Consider the following 3,919-nt stretch of genomic DNA (forward strand, 5'->3'; position numbering starts at 1 on the left):
ATTCAAGCCTGAAGTGGCCTCGATGAATCTTGGAACCATGAACTTCGGCCTGTTTCCGATGCTCAAGCGTTTCAAAGAGTTCAAGCATGACTGGGAGCGCCCATTCCTGGAAGGCACCAAAGAACAAATCTTCCGCAATACGTTCTCAGATCTGGAAGCTGTTTTATCCGAGCTTTCTGTCAATGAGACTCGCTTCGAATTCGAGTGCTATGACACTGCACATATCTACACGTTGGCGCACTTCGTTGAACAAGGACTGGTTAAGCCTCCTTTCTTCATCCAGACCGTCTTCGGAATTCTAGGTGGCATAGGCACACACCCTGAAGATGTGATGCACATGCAGCGTACTGCCAACCGACTGTTCGGTGACGACTTCCGATGGTCTGTCTTAGGTGCTGGAGTCAGTCAAATGAAGATTGCCGCCATGGCGGCAAGCATGGGTGGCAACGTCCGGGTCGGTCTGGAGGATAGCCTTTGGATCGGTAAGGGGCAGTTAGCCAAGTCCAACGCTGATCAGGTGCGCAAGGTGCGCTCGATTCTGGAAGGGCTGGGTCTTGAGGTAGCCTCGCCGGATGAAGCGCGCGAGATACTCAAGCTCAAGGGCAAGGATAAGGTTTCCTTCTGAGATTTTTTGACGAAAAAAACTCAATCGTTCGAGCGCCTTCCCAACATTAGCTCATCATCCTCGATGAACTAGAGTGTCCTACCGGGAGTGCGGTTTTGGCATCGACCGCCGCCTGACATCTGGCTCTCATCGTGTGTTGTTTTGGTAACAGGCGTCTTCTCAAGTGGTCGCAAAATAATCCGCGCTTTCATCTTCATAGTGATCGGCCCTCAACAGATCGACGATCGATGCGGGGACGAAGTTCGTCGCACGATCGTTTCACCCAGCATGGTGCAGTTGCCGCATCGGGCGCGGCTGTAAGAGCACGGGCTGCAATGCCCGAGGTCACACACTACAGAACTTATTCAGAAGAGAATTACCATGAGCATTCAAACCATCGGCATTATTGGTGCCGGACAAATGGGCAGTGGCATTGCGCAAGTGTGTGCTCTGGCAGGCTTGAGCGTCATTATGCGTGACATCGACGACGCAGCAGTACAACGTGGCATCAACGGCGTCACGACACAACTTGAGCGCGCCGTAAGCAAGGAAAAGATAACGGCCGTTGACAAGGATGGCGCGCTGGGCCGCATTACCGGCACGACGGACCTTGCGCGCCTGGCAGCCGCCGACTTCCTCGTGGAAGCCGCGACGGAAAATCTCGAGGTCAAGCGGCGCATCCTGAAGGAGGTCGACGCGATCGCCAGCCCGGGAGCCATCATTGCTACCAACACCTCGTCGATCTCGATCACCAAACTCGCGGGATCCATGTCCCGCCCGCAGCAATTCATCGGCTTGCACTTCTTCAATCCGGTTCCGGTGATGGCGCTGGTGGAGGTCATCCACGGCATTCAGACCGGCGTGGATACGGTTGCCCGCACTGAAGAACTCGCGAAGAGAATCGGAAAGACGCCAATCCGCGTGAAGAACTCGCCGGGTTTCGTCGTGAACCGCATCCTCGTTCCGATGATTAACGAGGCGGTGTTTGTCCTTCAGGAAGGGCAGGCGTCAGCAGAGGCAATCGACGCCGGCATGACTCTGGGCGCGAATCACCCGATCGGCCCGCTGGCACTGGCTGACCTGATCGGCCTTGATACCTGCCTTGCCGTGATGGAAGTCTTCTATCGCGATTTCAACGATTCCAAGTATCGCCCGGCGCCGCTGCTCAAGGAAATGGTCGATGCCGGCTACCTTGGCCGCAAGACCGGTCAGGGCTTTTACAGCTATTGAACGAAATGTAGGTCGATCTCAAGTCACTGCCCGCACAACGGCGCTTTGTTGGCCAGCGGTCAATTGGAAGGACGCGTCCTGCGCTGTCCGGCGCACGGGATGCGCTTCGATTCGCGCATTACCACGAGCGGTATCGGGGCTGTGTCCGAAGAAACTTCCCGTTCAAGAGCTTGACGGGAAGTTCGTGTGTGCGTCGCCCCGATTTTGTCGATGACTTGAAGCACGCTCGCGTCATCCGATAGCACTAACCAAATTCTTCCCGTGCGGGATGGAGATACACATGCAAGAGAATCTGGTCGCCGCGACGCCGTCGGCTTACTCCTATCCGCTTTTGATCAAGCAGTTGCTGCTCAATGCGCGAAGCCTCAATGGCGACCAGGAAATCACGTATCGAGGCCATTTGCGGTACTGTTTCCGCGATTTCGATCGTCGTATCTGCCAGCTCGCGTCGGCACTGACGTCACTCGACGTTCGGCACGGATCGACCGTGGCGGTGATGGATTGGGATAGCCATCGCTATCTCGAGAGCTATTTCGCCATTCCGATGATGGGGGCAACGCTGTTCACGGTGAACGTCCGGTTGTCACCGCAACAAATTCTCTACACGCTGAACGACTCCCAGGCCGAGGTCGTTCTGGTTCATGCGGATTTCGTCGAAACACTCACGCAGATCTGGGATGAACTGCGGTTCGTGCGCAGCGTGGTGGTGCTGGCCGACGGCCAACACATGCCTAAGACCGGCCTGCCGGTTGCCGGCGAGTATGAGGCATTGATTGAGCAGGCGTCGCCGGCGTTCGCGTTTGACGATTTCGATGAGAACACGAAGGCCGCGGTCTTTTATACGACGGGCACGGCCGGCGATCCCAAAGGGGTCAGCTATAGCCACCGAAACATTGTCATGCATGCGATGGCGACGGCGATGAGTCTGTGTGCGCCACGCGATGGTCAGAGGCTGCACCGTGAAGATGTCTACATGCCGATCACACCGATGTTTCATGTACTCGCATGGGGTATGCCATATATCGCCATCATGCTTGGACTCAAAATCGTTCTGCCCGGCCGCTATGAGCCGGAGATCCTGCTGCGGTTGCGTGAGACGGAGAACGTCACGTTTTCTCACTGTGTGCCGACGATCCTGCAGATGCTTCTGAACGCCGCTCCAGACGGAGGGAGCACGCTGTCAGGATGGAAACTCATCATCGGTGGGTCGGCGCTGTCGCCTGCGCTTTGTGATGCGGCGATGGCGCGTGGTATCGACGTGTTCACAGGTTACGGCATGTCGGAAACCGGCCCGATCGTCGCGCTTGCGCAGTTGCCCCCAGGATTCGCATCGAACAACCGCAACGACACTGCGGAGGGTCATCAGAAGGAAGTGCAGATGCGATGCTCCACAGGACGCCCTGTTCCGATGGTCGACTTTCGCGTCGTCGACGACAACATGAACGACGTGCCGCGCGATGGCAAGAGTCCGGGAGAAATCGTTCTACGAGCGCCGTTCCTGACAATGAGCTACAACAACAAGCCGGAGGCTTCGGAGGATCTATGGGCCGGCGGCTACCTTCATACGCAGGACATCGCGGTGATGCATCCGGACGGCTTCGTTCAGATCGTGGACCGTATCAAGGATGTGATCAAGACGGGTGGCGAGTGGGTCTCGTCGATCGAAGTGGAGCGTTTGATCTCGCTGGTGCCGGGCGTTGTCGAGTGCGCGGTGATCGGCGTGCCGGACGAAAAATGGGGCGAACGCCCGATGGCGCTTGTCGTGGGCCGCGCGGAAGGGGGATTGAAGGCTTCTGTCGTCCGCGAACATCTGATGGCGCATGTGGAGACAAACCGTATCAGTCGCTACGCAGTGCCCGAGGAAAGCCGCATCGTCTTTGTCGAGGAAATTCCGAAGACGAGCGTCGGCAAGATCGACAAGAAGTTGCTGCGCAAAATGGCCCCGTAGCAGCATGCTGCCGCCGTGCCGCCCGTTGAAGCGGGGAGACGACGGGAGTTATTTTGGCGACGGACGTGTCGCGTGCGTTGAAGATCCAGGGGGCATGGATCGGACAATCGCGGTACGTCGTCCGATCTCATTTGTAG

Annotated in this window: 4 protein-coding genes; all 4 read left to right on the top strand. The window is 57.1% G+C overall.

Annotation, left to right across the window (positions count from 1 at the left end):
- The coding region (locus tag WCA53_RS06605; RefSeq protein WP_423907140.1) for a 3-keto-5-aminohexanoate cleavage protein at nt 1-625 on the top strand (625 nt) is incomplete at its 5' end.
- Between the two features lie 360 nt (nt 626-985).
- The gene (locus tag WCA53_RS06610; RefSeq protein ID WP_423907142.1) at nt 986-1,834 is read left to right on the top strand and encodes a 3-hydroxybutyryl-CoA dehydrogenase; all 849 of its coding nucleotides are present in this window, start codon (nt 986-988) and stop codon (nt 1,832-1,834) included.
- 15 nt (nt 1,835-1,849) lie between these two features.
- Nucleotides 1,850-2,008, top strand: coding sequence for a Rieske (2Fe-2S) protein (locus WCA53_RS06615; RefSeq protein ID WP_423907146.1), 159 nt, complete (start codon nt 1,850-1,852; stop codon nt 2,006-2,008).
- A 106-nt stretch (nt 2,009-2,114) separates the two neighbouring features.
- Nucleotides 2,115-3,782 (top strand): fatty acid--CoA ligase, encoded by a 1,668-nt coding sequence (locus tag WCA53_RS06620; RefSeq protein ID WP_423907144.1) that lies wholly within the window; start codon nt 2,115-2,117, stop codon nt 3,780-3,782.
- Nucleotides 3,783-3,919 lie beyond the last annotated feature (137 nt).

Source organism: Caballeronia sp., from assembly GCF_049581465.1.
In the GTDB taxonomy this organism is placed as follows: Bacteria; Pseudomonadota; Gammaproteobacteria; order Burkholderiales; family Burkholderiaceae; genus Caballeronia.